The sequence below is a fragment of the Bradyrhizobium sp. USDA 4011 genome (assembly GCF_054063415.1).
This window is the reverse complement of record NZ_JBSSGG010000001.1, coordinates 3,844,556-3,863,212: the sequence shown is the minus strand read 5'-3', so window position 1 is coordinate 3,863,212 and position 18,657 is coordinate 3,844,556. Positions and strand designations below refer to the sequence as shown.

18 protein-coding genes are annotated in these 18,657 nt (G+C 65.4%); 12 read left to right on the top strand and 6 right to left on the bottom strand.

The features are described 5' to 3' along the window. Window positions 1-4 precede the first annotated feature (4 nt). Window positions 5-1,345 carry a Rieske 2Fe-2S domain-containing protein gene (locus tag ACVW1C_RS18040; RefSeq protein ID WP_456759577.1) on the top strand — a complete coding sequence of 447 codons (1,341 nt, stop codon included), beginning with the start codon at window positions 5-7 and terminating at the stop codon, window positions 1,343-1,345. A gap of 153 nt (window positions 1,346-1,498) precedes the next feature. On the opposite strand, the gene ACVW1C_RS18035 is transcribed toward ACVW1C_RS18040, so the two are convergent. Together ACVW1C_RS18035 and ACVW1C_RS18030 are read right to left on the bottom strand one after the other, a co-directional pair. Beyond that, on the bottom strand, window positions 1,499-3,106 hold the full coding sequence (locus tag ACVW1C_RS18035; RefSeq protein WP_456759576.1) for a Na+/H+ antiporter: 1,608 nt from the start codon (window positions 3,104-3,106) through the stop codon (window positions 1,499-1,501). A gap of 109 nt (window positions 3,107-3,215) precedes the next feature. Next, complete coding sequence (locus ACVW1C_RS18030; RefSeq protein ID WP_173640076.1) at window positions 3,216-3,590, bottom strand: nuclear transport factor 2 family protein; 375 nt, start codon at window positions 3,588-3,590, stop codon at window positions 3,216-3,218. Between the two features lie 99 nt (window positions 3,591-3,689). Between ACVW1C_RS18030 and ACVW1C_RS18025 the strand changes: the two genes are divergently transcribed. Beyond that, window positions 3,690-4,136 carry a GFA family protein gene (locus tag ACVW1C_RS18025; RefSeq protein WP_456759575.1) on the top strand — a complete coding sequence of 149 codons (447 nt, stop codon included), beginning with the start codon at window positions 3,690-3,692 and terminating at the stop codon, window positions 4,134-4,136. 327 nt (window positions 4,137-4,463) lie between these two features. Further along, window positions 4,464-6,362 (top strand): caspase family protein, encoded by a 1,899-nt coding sequence (locus ACVW1C_RS18020; protein WP_456759574.1) that lies wholly within the window; start codon window positions 4,464-4,466, stop codon window positions 6,360-6,362. 221 nt (window positions 6,363-6,583) lie between these two features. Here ACVW1C_RS18020 and ACVW1C_RS18015 read toward each other — a convergent pair whose 3' ends face one another. Further along, window positions 6,584-7,264 (bottom strand): DUF1345 domain-containing protein, encoded by a 681-nt coding sequence (locus ACVW1C_RS18015; protein ID WP_456759573.1) that lies wholly within the window; start codon window positions 7,262-7,264, stop codon window positions 6,584-6,586. Window positions 7,265-7,282: 18 nt separating this feature from the next. Next, on the bottom strand, window positions 7,283-8,203 hold the full coding sequence (locus ACVW1C_RS18010; RefSeq protein WP_456759572.1) for a polyprenyl synthetase family protein: 921 nt from the start codon (window positions 8,201-8,203) through the stop codon (window positions 7,283-7,285). Between the two features lie 200 nt (window positions 8,204-8,403). On the opposite strand from ACVW1C_RS18010, the gene mtgA reads away from it, so the two are divergent. From mtgA to ACVW1C_RS17990, 4 genes are all read left to right on the top strand, one after another. After that, window positions 8,404-9,075, top strand: coding sequence for a monofunctional biosynthetic peptidoglycan transglycosylase (gene mtgA / locus ACVW1C_RS18005; RefSeq protein WP_456763112.1), 672 nt, complete (start codon window positions 8,404-8,406; stop codon window positions 9,073-9,075). Between the two features lie 157 nt (window positions 9,076-9,232). Then, on the top strand, window positions 9,233-9,418 hold the full coding sequence (rpmF, locus tag ACVW1C_RS18000; protein WP_021077536.1) for a 50S ribosomal protein L32: 186 nt from the start codon (window positions 9,233-9,235) through the stop codon (window positions 9,416-9,418). Between the two features lie 236 nt (window positions 9,419-9,654). Further along, entirely contained in the window at window positions 9,655-10,287 is a 633-nt protein-coding gene (locus tag ACVW1C_RS17995; protein ID WP_456759571.1) for a hypothetical protein, read from the top strand. A gap of 19 nt (window positions 10,288-10,306) precedes the next feature. Next, window positions 10,307-10,777 carry a YybH family protein gene (locus tag ACVW1C_RS17990; protein WP_456759570.1) on the top strand — a complete coding sequence of 157 codons (471 nt, stop codon included), beginning with the start codon at window positions 10,307-10,309 and terminating at the stop codon, window positions 10,775-10,777. Between the two features lie 22 nt (window positions 10,778-10,799). Here the strand turns inward: ACVW1C_RS17990 and ACVW1C_RS17985 are convergent, their stop codons facing one another. After that, window positions 10,800-11,084 (bottom strand): hypothetical protein, encoded by a 285-nt coding sequence (locus ACVW1C_RS17985; RefSeq protein ID WP_456759569.1) that lies wholly within the window; start codon window positions 11,082-11,084, stop codon window positions 10,800-10,802. Between the two features lie 219 nt (window positions 11,085-11,303). On the opposite strand from ACVW1C_RS17985, the gene ACVW1C_RS17980 reads away from it, so the two are divergent. Next, window positions 11,304-12,995: a putative bifunctional diguanylate cyclase/phosphodiesterase gene (locus ACVW1C_RS17980; protein WP_456759568.1), complete on the top strand. Its 1,692-nt coding sequence runs from the start codon at window positions 11,304-11,306 to the stop codon at window positions 12,993-12,995. A 189-nt stretch (window positions 12,996-13,184) separates the two neighbouring features. Next, window positions 13,185-14,225, top strand: coding sequence for an IS110 family RNA-guided transposase (locus ACVW1C_RS17975; RefSeq protein ID WP_456759367.1), 1,041 nt, complete (start codon window positions 13,185-13,187; stop codon window positions 14,223-14,225). Window positions 14,226-14,542: 317 nt separating this feature from the next. On the opposite strand, the gene phaR is transcribed toward ACVW1C_RS17975, so the two are convergent. Further along, window positions 14,543-15,133 carry a polyhydroxyalkanoate synthesis repressor PhaR gene (phaR, locus tag ACVW1C_RS17970; RefSeq protein ID WP_176528494.1) on the bottom strand — a complete coding sequence of 197 codons (591 nt, stop codon included), beginning with the start codon at window positions 15,131-15,133 and terminating at the stop codon, window positions 14,543-14,545. A gap of 312 nt (window positions 15,134-15,445) precedes the next feature. On the opposite strand from phaR, the gene ACVW1C_RS17965 reads away from it, so the two are divergent. The 3 genes from ACVW1C_RS17965 (at window position 15,446) to yddG (ending at window position 18,612) form a co-directional block, all read left to right on the top strand. Continuing rightward, a complete protein-coding gene (locus tag ACVW1C_RS17965; RefSeq protein ID WP_456759567.1) occupies window positions 15,446-16,624 on the top strand; it encodes an acetyl-CoA C-acetyltransferase in 1,179 nt (392 codons plus the stop codon). 252 nt (window positions 16,625-16,876) lie between these two features. Next, window positions 16,877-17,602, top strand: coding sequence for an acetoacetyl-CoA reductase (gene phbB, locus ACVW1C_RS17960; RefSeq protein ID WP_456759566.1), 726 nt, complete (start codon window positions 16,877-16,879; stop codon window positions 17,600-17,602). Window positions 17,603-17,739: 137 nt separating this feature from the next. Continuing rightward, window positions 17,740-18,612, top strand: a complete 873-nt coding sequence (yddG, locus tag ACVW1C_RS17955) for an aromatic amino acid exporter YddG (RefSeq protein ID WP_456759565.1) — start codon at window positions 17,740-17,742, stop codon at window positions 18,610-18,612. Window positions 18,613-18,657 lie beyond the last annotated feature (45 nt).

Here is an 18,657-nt window from a genome sequence, read left to right as displayed (position 1 = left end):
CGCCATGCTCCGCGCCGAAGACAACAAATTCCTCACCGAATCCGGTGCCGGAACGGGAATGGGCGAATTGCTGCGCCGGTTCTGGATTCCGGTGCTGCTCTCGGAAGAGCTGCCGGAGCCGGACGGCGACCCGAAGAAGATCACGGTCATGGGCGAGGAACTGCTCGCCTTCCGCGACTCGAGGGGCGTGGTCGGAATCATCGATCAGTATTGTCCGCATCGCGGCGCCAATCTCTGGCTCGGCCGCAACGAGGAATGCGGCATCCGCTGCGTCTATCACGGCTGGAAGTTCGACACCGACGGCCGCTGCGTCGACATGCCGACCTCCTATCCGGACCTCAACGCCAAGGACCTGATCCGCATCAAGTCCTATCCGGTGCGCGAATGGGGCGAGATGATCTGGGCCTATATGGGCCCTGCCGAGGCGATGCCCGAATTGCCGGCGCTGGAGATGGCGCTGCTGCCGGGCTCGCATCGCTTCGTCACCAAGAAGTGGCAGGACTGCAACTGGGTGCAGGCGGTGGAAGGCTCGATCGATACCGCGCATTTCACCTTCGCGCATCTCTCCTTCGAGAAGGAGGAGAATGAAATCCTCGACATCAAGAAGCATTTCGTCAACCCGCTGACGCGGGTCGCGACCGACCACATGCGCTGGATCGCCGAGGACCCGCGGCCGGTGATCAAGATCAATCCGCACGAGGCCGGGCTGACGGTCGCGGGCGGTCGGCTCACCGGCAGCGACAACATCTACTGGCGCATCGCCCAGTTCCTGATGCCGTTCCACAGCTATGCGCCGAGCTCGATGCCGGGCGAGAACATGTTCGGCCAGACTTTCGTGCCCGTGACCGACACCAATTGCTGGATCTACACCTATGCATGGAATCCGCACCGGCCGCTGACCGATGCCGAACGCGACGGCTATGCCAATGGCAACGGCGTGATGGCGGTGGTCGACGAGAACTACGTGCCGCTGCGCAACAAAGCAAACGACTATCTGATCGACCGGCAACTGCAGCGAACCAGGAGCTACACCGGCATCAAGGGCGTCTCCGAGCAGGACGCCGCGGTGCAGGACAGCCAGGGCCCGATCGCCGACCGCGCCCGCGAGCATCTCGGCCCGACCGATCTCGGCATCATGCACTTCCGCAAGCTGGTGATGGAGGCGGCCCGCGCGCTGCAAAAGGGCGAGGCGCCGCCGCACGCGGCGCACCAGGATCGCTACACCGTGCGCTCCGGCGCCTGCGTCACCAGCAAGACCAAGGACCTCACCGCCGTGATGATCGAGCGGTTCGGCGATCCCGCGGGCTTCGTCGGCGGTCCCGGGCAGAACGCCGCGGCGGAGTAACTCTCGCCGTCGTCCCTGCGAAAGCAGGGACCCAGAACCACCGCCGCAAATGTCGAAGCACGCTGGGGCCATAGCCTTCGCCAAACGAGCGTTGGTGGTTATGGGTCCCGGGTCGCGCTGCGCTTGCCCGGGACGACGTGGGGAGAGATATCGCTACAGTGGAATCCTGCGATACTCCCGGTTGGAGAGGCCGGCCTCCTCGAGATCCAGATCGCGTTCGATGCGCCGCCTGGTTTCGTCGGTGATCTTGCCGTCGCGCAGCAGCATGTGGATGAACTTGCGCTCGGAGGCGATCAGCTCCCGCGTCAGCGCGGTACCGGCGGCGGAGACGTCATGCTTGTCGGGATCGAGCGTATCAGGCAGCTGGTTGACGCGGATTTCGTGGCGCGAGCGCAGCAGTTTGATCACCTCGTCGGAGAGCTCGCGGTCGTCAGTGATGGCGTCGAGCGATTTCAGCGCGGCGTTCAGCGCCTCGCGCCGCGCCTCGATTTCCTGCTCGTGCTCGGCGATATGCTCGCTGCGGCCGTCCTTGGTGAGGCCGAGCACGCGCACCACCGGTGGCAATCCGAGGCCGAGGCCGACCAGGGTCACGAAGATCACGCCGAAGGCGACGAACAGGATCAGGTCGCGATACGGGAAGGCCTCGCCACCAGGCAATGTCAGCGGCAGCGCAAGCGCCGCGGCGAGCGAGACCGCGCCGCGCACGCCGGTGAAGGCGACCACGAACACCGCCCGCCATGACGGCAGCGGATCGCGCTCGCGCACGCGGGCGCTGATCCAGCGCGGCAGATAGGTGCCGGGGAACACCCAGAGGAAGCGCGCGACGATCACGATGACGGCGACCAGCGCGGTCGCGGCCAGGATGTCGTGCAGCGGAAATGATTTCGACCTCTCGTACAGCGAGCGCATCTGGAAGCCGGTCAAGAGGAACAGCAGGCCCTCGATCAGATAGATGATCAAATCCCAGAAGAAGATGCCCTGCAGGCGCGTCGCGGCCGAGATCAGCAGCGGTCCGTTCCAGCTCATATAGAGGCCGCAGGCGACGGTTGCGATCACGCCGCTGCCGCCGAAATGCTCGGGGATCCAGTAGGCGAGATAGGGCGTGATCAGCGACAGCGTGATCTCGACCTGCGGATCGCGGGCGCGGCGGCGGGCGCGCAGGCTGAGCCAGCCCACCGCGGTGCCGAACGCGATCTCGCCGGCAACGATGACGAGGAACGTGCCGGTCGCCTTCGGCAGCGAGAACAGCCCGGTGGTGATGGCGGCCAGCGCGAAGCGGTAGAGGATCAGTGCGGTCGCGTCATTGGCGAGCCCTTCGCCCTCGAGCACCACCAGGATGCGGCGGGGCATGCCGAGCTTGCGCGCGATCGCGAGCGGCGCGACCACGTCCGGCGGCGCGACGATCGCCCCGAGCAGGAAGCCGATGTTCCAGGGCAGCCCGATCAGATAGTGGGTTGCGGTCGCGACCATGAAGGCGGTGAAGATCACGCAGCCGACCGAGAGCAGGATGATCGGCCGCAGATTGGCCTTGAACTCGCGCCAGCTCATCGCGACGCTCGCCGAATAGATCAGCGGCGGCAGCACCACCAGAAGCACGAGCTCGGGCGGCAGTTCCAGCGACGGCATGCCCGGCACGAAGGCGAGCACGATGCCGACCAGCAGCAGCAGGATCGCCGGCGCGATATCGGTCCGCCGTGCCACCAGGGCGGTTCCCGCCAGCACGCCGAGCAAAGTGAGAAAGATCTGAAACTTGGCTTCCATGACGGGCTCAATTCGCCCGGAAACCAGCGCCAGTCAATGCGGTCCGGCCGGAGCCGGACCGCTGGGCTGTGTCACGAAGCTATCGCGGGCGCGGGGACGCCCTATAGGGTCAGTCCCGCACGTCGTAACGGTACGACTTCGAGACGATCTGCCAGCCGTCGGCGAGCTTCATCGCCACCAGATAGTCGGTGAAATAGCGCGGCGGCAGCTGGCAGCGCACCTTGATGAAGGCGGTGTTGTCGTCGGAGCGGTCGATGGTGACGATGAAGTCCTCGCGCGGCTTGCCCTCGGCCTTCGCCGACGGCCGCTTGCGCACCAAAGCGAGCCAGTCCGGCACGCTGAGGACCTTCAGCTCGCCCTTGTCCACCCAGCGCAGGTCGGCACTGGGATGAAAGGCCGTCGCGAGCTTGTCGGCATTGCTCTCGTAGAGGCCGTCGAAATAGGTTTGCACGACGCTTTCGACGCTGGATCGTTCTTGGCTCATTGGGCGGTCCTCCCGGCAGGATTTGATCTGCTAGAACTTAGCCATGAACCGCCGGATTGCGCTACGCCCGGCGGCAAAATTCCGCGTGAGGGATGAGCTGTGACCGCATCTGCAAATTCGAACGCAAGCTCGAACGAAACTATCCTGACCGGCGAATGCTGCTGCCGCGATGTGCGCTACGAAGTCGCCGACGCGTTCACCTATGCGCTGAATTGTCACTGCTCGAACTGCAGGCGCACCACAGGCTCGGCGTTCAAGCCGTTCGCGGGCATCGTGCGCGAAAAATTTACCGTCACCAGCGGCGCCGAGGGGCTGTTGATCTACGGCGACGAACTCACCCACGACGCGCATTGCTCCCGCTGCGGGTCGCTGCTCTATTCGCGCGTCCGTAACGGCGGCTATGTCCATGTCACGATGGGTACGCTGCGCGATGCGCCGACGATCCGGCCGACCGCGCATATCTTCGTCGGCTCCAAGGCGCCCTGGTACGAGATACGGGACGACCTGCCGCAATATCAGGAGCACGTCACGCAAGGCGGGGAATAAATCCGCGTGACGTCAATTCTTGTCTTGGGCCTGGTCCGCTTGCGCGGCGACGGTCGCGAGGAGGGCTCGTGCCATGCCGCGGACCTTGCCGGCCCTGGCGGCTGGAACCGGCACGCTTGTGCCCTGCATCATGTCCTCCGTGGCTCTGTTCTTGTTGCCGCGATCGTGCACGAAATCGCGCGACCGGCCAAATCCGAACCGCCGGTCTGTTTCGTCGACTAACAGTCAGGATGGCATGGTCCACGCCGGATCGTGAGGCGCCTCACAAAGCACCCCGGCTGCTTCTGGTAAACGGACCTGCATGCTAGAAACGGCCAGAGTGTCGCCATGAACGGGTCTGGGTTCTTGAGCTTGAATCGGTTGCTGCTCGCCGTCGCGGCCTTGCTGCTGATCGCCTGCCAGCCCGCCTTCGCCGAGAAGCGCGTGGCGCTGGTGCTTGGCAACTCGGCCTATCGGAACACGGCGCCGCTGGCCAACCCGGTCAACGACGCCTCGGTGATGGCCGCGACGTTGAAGAATGCCGGCTTCGACGTGGTCGACTTCCGCAAGGACCTCCCGGCCGTCGAGACCCGCCGCGCGCTGCGCGAATTCGCCGACCTCGCCCGCGATGCCGATATCGCGCTGGTCTATTACGCCGGCCACGGCATCGAGGTGGACGGCGCCAATTACCTGATCCCGGTCGACGCCCGGCTGGAGCGCGATACCGACGTCTATGACGAGGCGTTTTCGCTCGACCGCATCCTGGTCGCGATCGAGCCGGCTAGGCGACTGCGGCTGGTGATCCTCGATGCCTGCCGCGACAATCCGTTTGCCAAGACCATGAAGCGGACGCTGGCGACCCGGGCGATCGGGCAGGGGCTCGCCAAGGTCGAGCCGACCAGCCCGAACGTGCTGATCGCCTATTCCGCGAAGGCCGGCTCGACCGCAGCCGACGGCGACGGCAAGAACAGCCCGTTCACGATCGCGCTGTCGAAGTTCCTGCCGACCCCCGGTCTCGATGTCCGCCGCGCCTTCGGCTATGTCCGCGACGAGGTGCTGAAGACCACCAACAACCGCCAGGAGCCGTTCGTCTACGGCTCGCTCGGCGGTGAGGACGTGCCGCTGGTGCCGGCACCGGCCAAGCCGGCGCCCGCCGCTGCCGCTGCCCCGCCGGTTGCGCCGGCACCGACGCCGCAGTCGGAGGCCCGTCGCGATTACGAGCTGGCGCTGCAGATCGGCAATAAGAGCGCGATGAACGCTTTCCTTGCCCAATATCCGAGCGGCTACTACGCCAACCTCGCCAGGTTGCAGCTGGAGAAGTTCACCGCCGAGGAGGCGCGCGTGGCCGCCACCGAGAAGGCGCGTCTGGCCGAGCAGGAGCGCGCCCGGCTCGCCGCCGAGGGCGCGCAGAAGGCGCAGCAGGCCAAGGCCGAGGCCGACGCGAAGGCTGCCGAAGCGGCGCGTCTGGCCGCGGAACGGGCCAAGCAGGTCGCACAGGAACAGGCCGCGGCCGCCGAGCAGAAGCGCCAGGCGGATGCTGCGCTCTCCGATCGCGCCGCGACGAACAAGGCGGTTCCCGATCAAGCGGCAACGCAGGCTGCGGCCGCAGCGGCGGCTCCGCCGGCTGCTCCCGAGAAGACCACGACCGTGGCCGCATTGGCCACCGGGTCGCCCGAGGTGGACGTGGTCAAATCGGTGCAGACCGAATTGCGCCGGGTCGGCTGCCTGACCGGTACCGTCGATGGCGACTGGAACGCAGCCTCGCAGCGCTCGCTGACGTTGTTCAACCGCTATGCCGGCACCAAGCTCGACATCAAGACCGCCAGCGTCGATACCCTCGATGCCGTCAAGCTGCAGCAGTCCCGGGTCTGTCCGCTGGTCTGCGAGCGCGGCTACAAGGTTGACGGCGACCGCTGCAGCAGGATCGTGTGCGCCGAGGGCTCGTTCCTCAACGACGACAATGAGTGCGAGAAGCGGCGTGAGCGGAAGCCGGCCGCCAAGCGCGACAGCGACGAGCGTCCGTCGCGCCGTGACCACGAACGCGCCTTGCGTCCGCAGCGCGAGCCACAGGTTCCGTCCGCAGAAATTCCGCGCCCGCAGCGCCGTGCAAGGGCGGAAGGCGGCGGCAGTGGTCAGATCATGTGCGATGCCTATCTGTGCCGTCCCGTCAGGCGCGGCTGCCATCTCGAATATCGCGGCGGCGGCGGCCCCGGCGGCAACGTCGGCAATGTCGAGGTCTGCAACTAGAGCAGGACGAGTTTGGGTTGAATCGGGACCGCAGACTGGGCTCACCTCTCCCCATTGGGGAGAGGTCGATTTGCGCAGCAAATCGGGTGAGGGGCCGCGGCTCCAATGAGAAAGCGTAACCCCTCACCCGGCGCTACGCGCCGACCTCTCCCAAGGGAGGGGTGAATTTCCGCCGCCGCTCCAGATCAAACCTAATCTCATCACCCTCTAGCTCTCAGCGGCTAGATTGCGCTGGCGGCGATATTCACCATCAGGGCCAGCAGCGCGGTGTTGAACACGAACGAGATGATGCCGTGCACGGTCGCGGTGCGGCGGATGATCTTGTCGGTGATGCCGACGTCGGAGACCTGCGCGGTCATGCCGATCACGAACGAGAAATAGACGAAATCCCAGTAATCGGCGTCGGTATGCGCATCGCCGCTCGGAAACTGCAATCCGCCGGGCGTCTTGCCGCGGTAGAACTCATGGGCGTAGTGCAGCGCGAACGCGCTGTGGACCGCCGTCCATGACAGCGTGATGGTGAGGATTGCCACCGCCAGTCCGGCTGGGTTGCCCTTTGATGCGCCGAGTTCGAATACGATGGCCAGCAGGCTCGCCAGCGCGCCGAATGCGGTCAGCAGCAGGATCAGGAAACGGCCATCGTCCTGCAATATGGCGCTGCGCTTGATGTGGGCGACGCCACAGCGCAGCATCATCACATAGGCGAGCACGAGATAGAGCGCGGCGAAGGCGTCCCAGCCGGCCAGCATGCGGGTGACGAGGCGCATCGATCCCGGCATCAGCAGCGCGACGGCGATGCCGACCGCGACCGAAACGAAGGTGCGCGGCCGGCCCACGACGATGCGGACCGGCAGCGGCAGCTTGCGGAAACGAACAAGGCGATCGTCGAACTCCTCGCTCATTTCGCGCTTTGCTTTCAGCTAGTTCTTGCGCTCGGCGACGAAGCGGGCGGCCGCGCGCAGCACGTCGCCCCGGTTGCCGAACACCGACAGTGCGGCGTCGGCGCGGGCCAGCAGGTCACTGACGCGCTGCTTGGCGCCGTCGATGCCGAGCTGGGTGACGAATGTGGTCTTGCCGAGCGCGGCATCGGCGCCGGCCGGCTTGCCGAGTGCGGCGGCGTCGCCCTCGACGTCGAGCAGATCGTCGGCGATCTGGAAGGCCTCGCCGAGCGCTTTGCCGTAATCGTCGAGCGCCTGGTATTCCTTCTGCGAGGACTGGCCGAGGATCGCGCCGGCGATGCAGCCGAAGCGGAGCAGCGCGCCGGTCTTCATCTGCTGCAGGCGCGCGACGTCGACCGGCTCGCGGTCGCCGAAGCGGCCTTCGCCGGCGAGATCGAGGATCTGGCCGCCGGCCATGCCGCCGACGCCGGCGGCGCGCGCCAGCGCACGGGTCAACAGCAGGCGCACCTGGGCGTCCTTGTGGATCGCATCGCGGGTAATGATGTCGAAGGCAATCGTCAGCAGCGCGTCGCCGGCGAGGATCGCGGTGGCGTCGTCATAGGCCTTGTGCAGGGTCGGGCGGCCGCGGCGCAGATCGGAATTGTCCATCGCGGGCAGATCGTCGTGGATCAGCGAATAGCAGTGGATGCATTCGAGCGCTGCGCCCACCAGCAGGGCGGATTCGCGCGGGATGCCGAACACCGCGGCGCTCTCGACCGCGAGGAACGGCCGTAGCCGCTTGCCACCGCCGAGGCTCGAATAGCGCATGGCCTCGATCAGCCGCTTCGGGCGCACGATCTCGTCGCTCTCGGTCGCATCGGACAGTAGTTTGGCGAGCAGGGCTTCGGTATCCTCCGCGGTCTGGTCCAGCCGCTTGGAAAACTCTGCAGTACCGGTCGTCATTAAGAATTGCTCCAGATCGATTTTCGGCCGGACAATCGTTGATGGGATCGGCTTCGTCAATTCCCGCCCTGCGGCGGATTGCGCCTTAAAAGTGCTGGAAAAACCGTGAATTATCCCGCAGACGTCTGATGGCGCCGGCCGTGTTCGGGCGGGCGGGTCCGAAATCCTCCCTGGAAAGGTTCTCCCCGGAAACCCCAGCTTTGCGCATTGTCCGGATTTTATTGCTGCTTTTGCTGGCCCTGCTGTTGCTGCCCTATCTGGTGACGCCGTTCTACCGCACCGGTCAGCCAGTTTCGGCCCTGATGGCGTGGCGGACCCTGCGAGGGGCCCCGGTCACACGGCATTGGATCGATTTCAGCGCGATGTCGCCCTATCTTCCGCGGTCCGTGGTCGGCGCGGAGGACGCCCATTTCTGCAAGCACCGGGGCGTCGATTGGGGGGCGCTGCGCGAGGTGATCGACGACGCCGGGGATGGTGAGGCGGCCCGCGGCGGCTCGACCATCACGCAGCAGGTGGCCAAGAACCTGTTCCTGTGGCCCGGCCGCAGCGTGATCCGCAAGGGGCTGGAACTGCCGCTGGCGCTGTGGATCGATTTCGTGCTGCCGAAGCAGCGGATCCTCGAAATCTACCTCAACATCGCGGAAATGGGGCCGTCCGGCCAGTTCGGGGCCGAGGCCGGTGCCCAATATGCCTTTGGCCGGTCGGCGGCAGAGCTGTCACCCCGGGAGGCGGCGCTTTTGGCGGCGATCCTGCCGAATCCGGTCAAAAGGAGTGCCCGGAACCCGGGTCCGGGGGTCCGCAGGCTGTCCGGCACCTATATGGCCCGGGCCAACTCCGTGACGCGCTGCTGGCGCGAAAATCGCGGCTCTTGAGCGCGATTTCGGGCGGATTTTGCTGTCTCCGGGCCTAGATTTACGCGGTCCCTTCCTCTATAAGCGCGGCCTTACCGGCATCGCAGCTTGCGCTTCGAAGCGCTGAGCCCGTCCGCATTTCGGACGATGCCTCCGCAACACCCTAGAGGACACCGTCATGGCCGTTCCCAGAAGAAAAACCTCGCCGTCGCGCCGTGGCATGCGCCGTTCGGCCGATGCGATCAAGACCCCGACCTATGTCGAGGACAAGGACTCCGGCGAGCTGCGCCGTCCGCACCACCTCGACCTGAAGACCGGCATGTACAAGGGCCGCCAGGTCCTGAAGGCGAAGAAAGAGTCCTGAAGAGTCCTGATCGGACCTTCGGCTTTCGCGCCGAGGCGGGAGCATGATCCGGAAAAGTGCGTAGCGGTTTTCCCTCGCGACAAACGCCAGAGGCGTTTGCGCGGAGATCATCCTCCAATCAAGACGGCGCTGCGCCTGAATTCGGCCAACGAGTGCGGCCAAGACGGGCGCGTCGGCGGCGAGGCCAATGAGCATCGCCGCATAGCTGGTTCTCCCTGAATAAGGCGCAAGCCCCGATGGTCGGTTTTCCGCTGCTGCTCGTTCCGCTCGCGGTCTACAACATCATCGCCTTCCTGATGCCCGGCGTGTCGTTCACGGACCCGCTGATCAGGCTGACATTGCTGTCGGGCGAGCAGTGGCAGATCACGCTCAGTGACATGCTGCTTGCCGTCGGCGTGCTGTTGTTGCTGCTCGAAGTCATCAAGGGCGCGCGCCCCGGCGCGAAATATCTCACCGACCATCTGCTGTCGCTGATCGTGTTCGGCGCGGCGGCCGCCGAATTCGTGCTCTGGCCGAAATTCGGCAACTCGACCTATTGCCTGCTGACGCTGCTGGCGCTGGTCGATTTCATTTCCGGAATTGCGCTGCGAACCCGCCGCCGCGCGGTGGTCGCGCCCGCAGCACCGGTGCCGGTCAGCAAGCCGCAGCCCGCAGCGGTCGAGACGCCGCGGCCCGCGCCTGCGGCGGAGCCTGCCCCGCAGCGGCCCGAGCCGGCGCCTGTCGTCACGCCGGCGCCCGCCGTGCCGGTCCCGCCAGCGACGTCCGTTGCGGAATCCGTGCTGCTCGATCAGTCCGCGCCCAAGCCCACGGTCAATTCGCCGGATTTGCAGCCGGGCGGCCAGCCACCGTCGGACACGCCGCAGCGCTAGACCCCTTTCGAGGACGATCATGAGCGGAGAAACGGCCCTTCCGATCGCCGATTCGACGACCGCTCGATCGATCTTCGACTGGCTGGAACGGTTCGCCGCTTGCGTCAGGGCGGTCGACTATGCTGCCGCCCGTCCGTTCTGGCATTCGGACATCATCTCGTTCGGCACCTATCAGGAACTGATCCACGGCCGCGCGCGCTGGACCGAGATGCAATGGGACAATGTCTGGCCCCGCACTGCGGATTTCGCCTTCGATCTCGCGCATACTGAGGTGCTGATCAGCGCCGACGGCGGCATGGCGACGGTGATCACGCCATGGACGAGCACCGGCTTCCATGCGGACGGCAGCCGCTTCGACCGGCCGGGACGGGCGACGATCATTCTCGCGCGTCAGGCCGACGGGCGCTGGCTCGGCATCCATTCCCACATGTCGCTGCGCCGCGGCGTGCCGCAGGACAGCCACGGCAACCGGCCGGTCAAGGCCCGCTGATCGCAGTGCAGCGTTTGACCTCCTAGATGATTTGCCTGGTGCGCCGCGCGACGCTGCGGCGTTCGTCGAGATGCGGGCCGTAGGCGCTCTGCGCGTCGGCCAATGACCCACGCCGCAGCTCGCAGGTCTGCGGCTCGTGGGCGGCGGTGGCGATCAGATGGGTCACAAACGACGGATCGGCATGCGCCAGCGGGACCTTGGGCGCCCAATGGGTGGTCGCCGCCAGCGGCACCAGAGCCGTGCCGGTCGCCCCGGCAGTGTCTGTGAACTCGCCATCGAGGACCTCTGATTGATCGATATCGCGCATCGCCTGCGACCCGTTGGAGCGTCATCATTTGGGACGTTGCGTCCGTCTGCAACATCCTCATGGCAAGGGTCATGCCCGCCATCCCCAGTTCGTTCCGCGGCAGTCGAAAACGTGGTTTCCAGATTATTTATCAAGTTCTCCTAGCGTTGGATTCGCCGGAACCACTATCTTGGGGCTGTGTGGAATCACCGGCTGCCGTCCCAAATCGAGACATGTTCGATGCTCCCTGTCCCGCCAGCTGCCAGCATCCTCGCCTCGCTCGGCCAAGCGACATTCGCCTGGGACCTGGCGAGCGACGCGATTGCCTGGAGCGACAATGTGGCGACGGTCTTCCCGGACATTCCGGTCGCTGCGCTTGCGAGCGGCGGCGAGCTCGCAAAGCTGATCGAGCCGATGCGCTCGGTTCGATCAGATGCGCTCGGCCAGCTTACGCCGGCGCGGAGCGGCGAGGGCGTGCCCTACCGGATCGAATATGGCGTGCGGGCCGTCACCTCGGCGCCGGTGATCTGGATCGAGGAGACCGGCTGCTGGTTTGCGGGCGCCGACGGCAGGCCGGCGCGCGTGCAGGGCGTCGTTCGCATCAACAATGAGCGGCACGCGCGCGACGAGCAGCTCGTGAAGCTGTCGCGGCACGATCCGCTGACCAACGAGCTCAACCGCACCCATCTGATCGCCTCGCTCGCCGAGACCATCGAGGAGTGCGCGCGCTTCCGCACCTCCTGCGCCTTCATGCTGATCGGCATCGATCATCTGGCGCGGGTCAACGATGCGTTCGGCTTCGATGTCGCGGACGCCGTCATCGCCGAGGTGGCGAAACGGATTCGTGCGCGGCTGCGCAGCGGCGACATGCTCGGCCGCTTCTCCGGTAACAAGTTCGGGCTGATCCTGCGCAACTGTACCGTCGACGACACCAACGTGGCCGCCGAGCGTTTCCTCGCCGCGGTGCGCGACGAGGTGGTGCCGACCAGGTCCGGCCCGGTGTCGGTGACGGTCTCGATCGGCGCCGTCACAATCCCGCGCCATGCGAAGTCGGCGGAGGAGGCGGTCAATCGCGCCCAGGAGACGCTGGACGCCGCCAAGAGCCGCCGCGCCGGATCGTTCGCGCTGTGGAAGCCGAACGTCGAGCGCGATGCCCAGCGCCGCGTCAACATCCGCGTCACCGACGAGATCGTCACCGCGCTGAATGAGCGCCGCATCGTGATCGGCTTCGAGCCGGTGGTCGATGCGCGCTCGCGGCAGCCTTCGTTCTACGAATGCCTGGTCCGCATGGAGCAGGAAGACGGCAGGGCGCTGCTTGCGCCCGATATCGTGCCGGTCGCCGAGCGGCTCGGCCTGATCCGGATGGTCGACCATCGCGTGCTGGAGCTTGCGATCGCCGAGCTCGCCTCGGCTCCAGGCGTTCAGCTCAGCCTCAACATCTCGCCGGACACCACGATGGATCCGGACTGGTGGGCCACCATCGAATCGCTGATGCGCGCGCATCCCGGCGTCGGCGAGCGGCTGATCGTCGAGATCACCGAGACGGTTGCGATCCAGGATATCGACGACGTCCGCGGCTTCGTCACGCGGCTGAAGAATTTCGGCAGCCGGATCGCGATCGACGATTTCGGCGCCGGCTACACCTCGTTCCGCAATTTGCGCAAGCTCGGTGTCGATATTGTCAAAATCGACGGCGCCTTCGTGCAGAACATCGTGCGATCGGCCGACGACCGCGCCTTCGTGCAGACGCTGATCGATCTCGCGCGCCGCCTTGAAATCAAGACCGTCGCCGAATGGGTGCAGGACGAAGAAGCCGCCGTGATGCTGCGCGAATGGGGCTGCGACTTCATCCAGGGCCGCCTGATCGGCCTCGCCTCGCCGGACCGGCCGTGGAACGCGCCGGCGGAGAAGGCCGTGCCCGCCGCGGGCTGATCTGTTCGGCCAGATTAGCGGTATCGTCCCGGCGAAGCCCGGACCCATACGCCGCGGCTTCTCAATGAGGCGACCTGGCAGACGCCTCGTTCAATCAACAAGCATTTGTGGTTGATGGTGTGGACGGCCCCCTACGGCATCAGTGTGCCAGAATGAGGTTGTTGCAAATCTCAGACATGGGAGCCGTCCGTGAACCAGATTATCCGCATTGGGATGGATACGTCGAAGCATATTTTTGTGCTGCATGGGGTTGATGCGTCCGAGCAGCCGGTCTTACGCAAGAAGCTTTCGCGCAAACTCGTGCTGGAGTTCTTCGCCAAATTGCCGCCGACGGTGATCGGGATGGAGGCCTGCGGGGCGTCGCAATATTGGGCGCGAGAGCTTTCCAGGCTGGGCCATGAGGTGAAGCTGATGGCACCGCAATTGGTGAAGCCCTACGTGATGCGGAACAAGAATGACGGGCGAGACGCAGAAGGCCTGTGTGAGGCGATGAGCCGGCCGAGCATGCGCTTTGTGCCGGTGAAAAGCGCCGAGCAGCAGGCTGCGCTGATGCTGATGGGGGTCCGCGACGGACTGATCGCCCGGCGCACCCAATTGACCAACACGATCCGCGGCCATGCGGCGGAGTATGGCCTGATCGCGCCCAAGGGGCTGGAGGCGATCGAACCGCTGCTGGCGCGGATCGCGCAGGACGAGACGCTTCCCGCTCTGGCGCGCGAGCTGTTTGCCATGCTGGGCCGGGAGTGCGTCAGGCTCGAGGACGAGTTGGAGGCGGTTGAGGCCAAGCTGATGGCCTGGCACCGCGGCGATGCCACGGGCCGGCGCCTGGCGCAGATTCCGTCGATCGGTCCGATCATTGCAACGATGCTGGTGATGAAGACACCTGATCCGGCCGCGTTCCGCTCAGGTCGTCACTTTGCGGCTTGGCTCGGCCTCACGCCCAAGGACCACTCCACCGCAGGCAAGACCAGGCTTGGCAAGATCACGCGGGCGGGCGATGAGGACCTGCGCCGTCTGCTGGTCGTCGGGGCCACGGCGGTGATCCAGCAGGCCAGGCGCGGACGCGGTCATCACTCGCGCTGGCTACTGGCGCTGATCAAGCGCAAGCCGCCGAAGCTTGCGGCCGTAGCGCTTGCCAACAAGGTGGCGCGCATCGCCTGGAAGCTGATGGTGACGGGTGAGAGTTATGACGCCGCACGGCTGAATGCCGCTACGACGGGTACCGCTTAACAGATTGGCCGGCCGGCGGGCTCGCTCGCCGACCGACCGACCGGAGCTGCAAGAGCAGATGGAGCGATCGATCGAGCAACGATGCGAGACAATCCGTGGGACCCATCGGCCGTCAACAGGTCGCGTGGTTGTTTGGAACTCGCATCGCGCAAACCATCTTGGCCAGCGATTCATTCGATCGCACTCAACAGGCCGGACATATGGATGCAAGCGATCCGATCAATCCCAGAAAGCTCTTGTGCCACGGGGGCCGTCCACATATGGGTCCCGGCATTCGCCGGGGCGCCGATGGAGTGGGTAGCGCGCAAGAACGAGACCTACTCGTCCTTCTTCGTCGGCTGCGACATGCGCTCGAGGCGCTCCTGCATGTCCTTCATCTGGCGGCGAAGGTCGTCGATGTTGCCGTCGTCGGCCGCGGGCTCCGGCGCCTTCTCGGCTTCGGTGCCGCCGCGCTGCGGCACGAACGGCTTGAACATCGAGAAGGTCTGCTGGAACAGCTCCATGTTGCGGCGGACCTGTTCTTCCAGGGGAGCAAACGGCGTCCCGCTCAGCGCGCCCGCGATCTGCTTGCGGAATCTCTCCTGTTCCCGGGTCAGCGTATCGATCGACTGCTCGAGATATTTCGGCACCACCATCTGCATGCTGTCGCCGTAGAAGCGGATCAGCTGGCGCAGGAAGGTGGTCGGCAGCAGGTTCTGCCCGGCCTTGTTCTCCTGTTCGAAGATGATCTGCGCGAGCACGGAGCGGGTGATGTCATCGCCGGTCTTGGCGTCATAAACGAGGAAATCCTCGCCTTCCTTCACCATCGCCGCGAGATCCTCGAGCGTCACATAGGTGCTCGTACCGGTATTATAGAGCCGCCGGTTCGCGTATTTCTTGATCGTGGTCGGTTGTTCAGATTTTGCCATGGGCTCACACTTCAACACCGAAGGACCTGGAACCCGGCAGCATCGCCGCTGGGCTAAATGCAACGCATCGCAGCAAAGGTAAGCATTTTCAAAGCCGTTCGGCTACCGTTTTGTGCTGCACGGTTAATCCCAAAGCAAAGGCATTGCTCAGGAAAGTGCCAAGGACGTCATTTTGAGTGCGTCGCGGCGCGATTTGCGCGTCAGCGCGATTGACATGGCTCAATGAGGTTTACAGGATAGTCGTTAAGAGACAGGCGCGCAAACCGGCCGCCCGCCGTCGAGAAATCCAGCTACAACCCATAGGAGATGTCCATGTCAGACGATGTCGTCATCGTCAGCGCCGCCCGCACCCCCGTCGGCAGCTTCAACGGCGCGTTCGCCACCACGCCGGCCCACGACCTCGGCGCGATCGCCATCAAGGCGGCGCTGGAGCGTGCCGGCGTCGAGGGTGGTCAGGTCTCCGAAGTCATCATGGGCCAGATCCTCACGGCGGCGCAGGGCCAGAATCCGGCCCGCCAGGCCTCGATCGCGGCCGGCATTCCGGTGGAAAGCCCGGCCTGGGGCGTCAACCAGCTCTGCGGCTCGGGCCTGCGCACGGTGGCGCTCGGCTACCAGGCGCTGCTCAACGGCGATTCCTCGATCGTGGTCGCGGGCGGCCAGGAATCCATGAGCATGGCCCCGCACGCGCAATATCTGCGCGGCGGCGTCAAGATGGGCGGCCTCGAGCTGATCGACACCATGATCAAGGACGGCCTGTGGGATGCCTTCAACGGCTACCACATGGGCAACACCGCCGAGAACGTCGCCAAGCAGTACCAGATCACCCGCTCCCAGCAGGACGAGTTCGCGGTCGGTTCGCAGAACAAGGCCGAGGCGGCGCAGAAGGCCGGCAGGTTCAAGGACGAGATCGTCCCGGTCACCATCAAATCCCGCAAGGGCGACATCGTGGTCGACACCGACGAATATCCGCGCCATGGCGCGACCCTCGATGCGATGGCCAAGCTCCGCGCGGCGTTCGAGAAGGACGGCACCGTGACCGCCGGCAACGCCTCGGGGATCAATGACGGCGCCGCCGCCGTCGTGCTGATGACCGCCAAGGAAGCCGCCAAGCAGGGCAAGAAGGTGCTCGCCCGCATCGTCTCCTGGGGCCAGGCCGGCGTCGATCCCAAGATCATGGGCACCGGGCCGATCCCCGCCTCGCGCGCCGCGCTGAAGAAGGCCGGCTGGAACATCGCCGACCTCGACCTGATCGAGGCCAACGAGGCGTTCGCCGCGCAGGCCTGCGCCGTCAACAAGGACCTCGGCTGGGATCCGGCCAAGGTCAACGTCAATGGCGGCGCGATCGCGATCGGCCATCCGGTCGGCGCGTCGGGCGCCCGCGTGCTGGTGACGCTGCTGCACGAGATGCAGAAGCGCGATGCCAAGAAGGGCCTCGCGACGCTGTGCATCGGCGGCGGCATGGGCATCGCCATGTGCGTTGCACGCGACTGAACAAGAGGCAGCGAGGTCGGTTAGGTGATGAAAAGATCATCTGTCAACCAAGGCGCGAGCTGATAGAAAAGATGCCCGGCTTTACGCCGGGCATTTTTGTTTCGAGAGCATGAAGCGGTTTTCCGAAAGATCATGCTCAAAAGAAGGAGCTAAAGCGCGACGGCGATGCAGCCTATTCTCATCGCGCTTTGTTGAGTGAGTGCGAGGACCGGAGTGATCCGGTTATAAAAGACGGCCAAGGAGGAGACGGACATGGCACGTGTTGCATTGGTGACGGGCGGAACGCGGGGCATTGGAGCTGCAATCAGCAAGGCGATGAAGGCGGCGGGCTACAAGGTGGCGGCAAGCTATGCCGGCAACGACGCCGCGGCGGAGAAGTTCAAGGCGGATACTGGAATCCCCGTCTACAAGTGGGACGTCGCGTCGTTCGACGCCTGCGCGGCCGGCGTGAAGCAGGTCGAGGCCGATCTCGGCCCGGTCGACGTGCTCGTCAACAATGCCGGTATCACCAAGGATACCGCATTCCACAAGATGACGCTGGAGCAGTGGAATGCCGTGATCAACACCAATCTCGGCTCGCTGTTCAACATGACGCGCCAGGTGATCGAGGGCATGCGCGCCCGCAAGTTCGGCCGCGTCATCTCGATCTCCTCGATCAACGGCCAGAAGGGCCAGTTCGGCCAGGTCAACTACTCCGCGGCGAAGGCCGGCGACATCGGCTTCACCAAGGCGCTCGCGCTGGAGAACGCCAAGGGCGGCATCACCGTCAACGTGATCTGCCCGGGCTACATCAACACCGAGATGGTGCAGGCGGTGCCAAAGGACGTGCTCGAGAAGAACGTGATCCCGCAGATTCCGGTGAACCGGCTCGGCGAGCCCGAGGAAATCGCGCGCGCGGTGGTCTTCCTCGCGGCTGACGAGGCCGGCTTCATCACCGGCTCGACGCTGACCGTGAACGGCGGCCAGTATCACGCCTGACGCAAGACGCGTCGTCGCGTCGCAGGCGCCATCAATCACGTCGTGATGCCCGGCCTTGTGCCGGGCATTTTCGTCGTTACAACCGCAAGGCGCGAAGCAGAGACGTGGCCGGGGCGGCCACGACGGATTGAGTTCAGATGACGACCCGAACTGCCACCCTTGTCGGACTGACCGCCATCCTTATGTGGTCGCTGCTGTCGGTCATGACGGTTGCGACTGGGGCGATCCCGGCGTTCCAGCTCGCCGCCATGACGTTTGCGATCGGCGCCGCGGTCGCGTTCGCAAGCTTCCTGTTCCGTCCCGCGGCATTCGGCGCATTGAAGCAGCCGCTGGTCGCCTGGGTCGTCGGTGTCGGCGGGCTGTTCGGCTATCACGCGCTGTATTTCCTGGCGCTGCGTTTCGCGCCACCGGCCGAGGCCGGCCTGCTCAACTATCTCTGGCCGCTGCTGATCGTGCTGTTCTCGTCGCTCTTGCCGGGTGAGCGGCTTGCGATCCATCACGTCGTCGGCGCGCTGCTTGGCCTTGTCGGTACCGTGCTGCTGTTCGCCGGCAACACCGGCGCCTTCACCCAAGCGCAGATTCCAGGCTTCGCGGCGGCATTCGTCGCGGCGTTCGTCTGGGCCGCCTATTCGGTGATGTCGCGCCGGCTCAAGGCGGTGCCGACTGATGCGGTGGCGGGCTTCTGCCTTGGCACGGCCCTGCTCGCTGCACTGGTGCACATGCTGGTGGAAACCACGGTGTGGCCCGCGACACCGCTGCAATGGCTGGCCGTCGCGGCGCTCGGTATCGGTCCGGTGGGCGCGGCGTTCTTCGCCTGGGACATCGGCATGAAGCGCGGCGACATCCGCGTGCTCGGCGCCGCATCCTATGCCACGCCGCTGCTCTCGACCGCGTTCCTGATTGCCGCGGGTTTTGCCAAGCCCAGCGCCAACATCGCCATCGCCGCGATCCTGATCGCCGGCGGCGGCCTGATCGCGGCGAAAGATATGGTGCTAGGAAAAAGAATGTAGGATGGGTCGAGCGCAGCGAAACCCATCATGCTTCGTCGCGTGACG